We start from the raw sequence: 1799 nt of genomic DNA, 5'->3' as shown, positions 1-1799 counted from the left end.
TCGAGAAATTCGCGCTTGCGCGTGCGCTTGGTCGACAAATTCAAGCCCAGATCCATTTGCGTCATGACCACACCTCAATTGTTTGCGCTTACCTCAAGCGTAACTCATTCGGGATGCTATGCGATGACTTATGCAGACCTTCCCGTATATTCGGCTAGCGGAAAATCCGCTGGCAAGAACCGCACCGAAGGTTGGCCTGTACTAATGCGTACCGCTCGGCATGCTGACGTTGCTTGTGATTTCCACTGCGTCAAAGAGCTTTACGATCTTGAAGTCCTACGCCGCACCGGCGAGATATGCATACTGCGCCGTGACCCGGCCTGCTGCGTGGGTGAAGCGCTCCCGCTGCGTCGAAGTGGATGGCCATGAATAATCCTGAAGCATTGAGCAGTAAGAGGGCCCGTCGGGTGGGTGGTGACCCGCAGCGGCGCAGAGCGGCTGCGAGTCGTCTCGCTATCGGGTTACCTCGATATTCGCGCGCAGTAGGCGCTCGGTTGAAGCATCAGAACTTGTGACGGATGCCGACGCGAATCAGCGTCTGACTGTTCGACGACGAAGCCGTGACCTGATTGATCGAGGCCACTGCGGACCGGTCTCTCGAGTCGGTGCCTGCTGCGTGCTGATATCCGGCCAGGCACGTAGAGGTCGGTTCGGACCGATACGAGGTAGTGCGCTCAATTCACCCTGCTGTTAGGCGGCGAGCAATCCGGGGCTTCGGGAACCGGTTCGCTCAATTACTTCGGGATGGGGCGTTCACAGCTTCAGGCAGGTTCTAGCAGCTTCCGCCATTCGGGCAGGCTGCCCTTCGGATCGAGCGATTCGACCAGTGGCGCGGCGCGTGCTGCGAGTTCCTGTTGCACGTCGGCAATCGCGGTGGCAAGCGCGCTCGACATTCCCAATCCATCGAGCATCAACGCGGCTTCGCGCATTTCTTCGGAGCGCCTTTGCCCGTGCTCGACCACCCGTCCGATCAGGTATGCCTCGTAGCCCGTATCCCAGCCTGCGCCGGGAAAGCTTGCTGCGAGCGACGCCAGCACGCGGCCGTCCACGTCAAACTGCTTTGCCGCCAGCATCGACTGAACGCATAGCGCTTCCATGCCTTTGATCATGATGCTGCGGCACAGCTTGATGGCCGACGCCAGGCCAATGTCTTGCGACACGGCCTCCGTGCGCATACCCAGACCGTTGAGGATTTCCGCAGTTCGCTTGGCGAGGCGCCCGCCCAGCAGCATCGGCACGCGCACGCCTTGTGGCGGGACCGGTGCCATCACCGCGGCTTCCACATAATCAGCACCGTGACGTTCGATCTGCTTGCAGTTGCGCTGCTTGACGGCGGGCGATACCGAATTCAGGTCGATGAAGGTCTGGCCTGCCGTGAGATGTTCGGCCGATCCAGTGGCTACCACTTCTGCCTGACTTGCCGTGACGGCGGAGAAGACGAGTTGGGCGTCGCGCAATGCCGTCGCGAGGTCTTCGGCTACCAGCGCACCGCATTCGCGCGCCCGCTCCACAATCGTTGCACGCGTCGCGTCGTCCTTCAGCTTGATATCGAAGACCGATACTTGGCGACCGGCGGCGGTCAATGCACGGGCAAAAACGGGCCCGACTTCGCCGAAACCGACTATCGCGATGCGGGCGATGTGCTGAATGCGGTTCTGATCCATGATGATTGTCTTACTCACACGTCAGAAATATAGCGGACAGATTGATGGCTAAAGAAGTAGCGTACGAGGTACGGATCGCGGCCAATTTGTGAAAGCTGCTCGTGAATTTTCGAGCCCAGCTTCTCGCCCTTTTGA

General features: G+C 59.7%; 1 protein-coding gene. It reads right to left on the bottom strand.

From position 1 onward, the window contains the following. Window positions 1-761: 761 nt before the first annotated feature. The gene (locus tag AWB68_RS44505; protein ID WP_087650406.1) at window positions 762-1664 is read right to left on the bottom strand and encodes an NAD(P)-dependent oxidoreductase; all 903 of its coding nucleotides are present in this window, start codon (window positions 1662-1664) and stop codon (window positions 762-764) included. Window positions 1665-1799: the final 135 nt, after the last annotated feature.

The sequence above is a fragment of the Caballeronia choica genome (assembly GCF_001544535.1).
Taxonomy (GTDB): Bacteria; Pseudomonadota; Gammaproteobacteria; order Burkholderiales; family Burkholderiaceae; genus Caballeronia; species Caballeronia choica.
This window is presented reverse-complemented; position numbering and strand designations above follow the sequence as displayed.

What these genes read in the sequence shown, in the direction of transcription:
- AWB68_RS44505 (WP_087650406.1), bottom strand. Translation starts at nt 1,664, where the DNA reads ATGGATCAGAACCGCATTCAGCACATCGCCCGCATCGCGATAGTCGGT.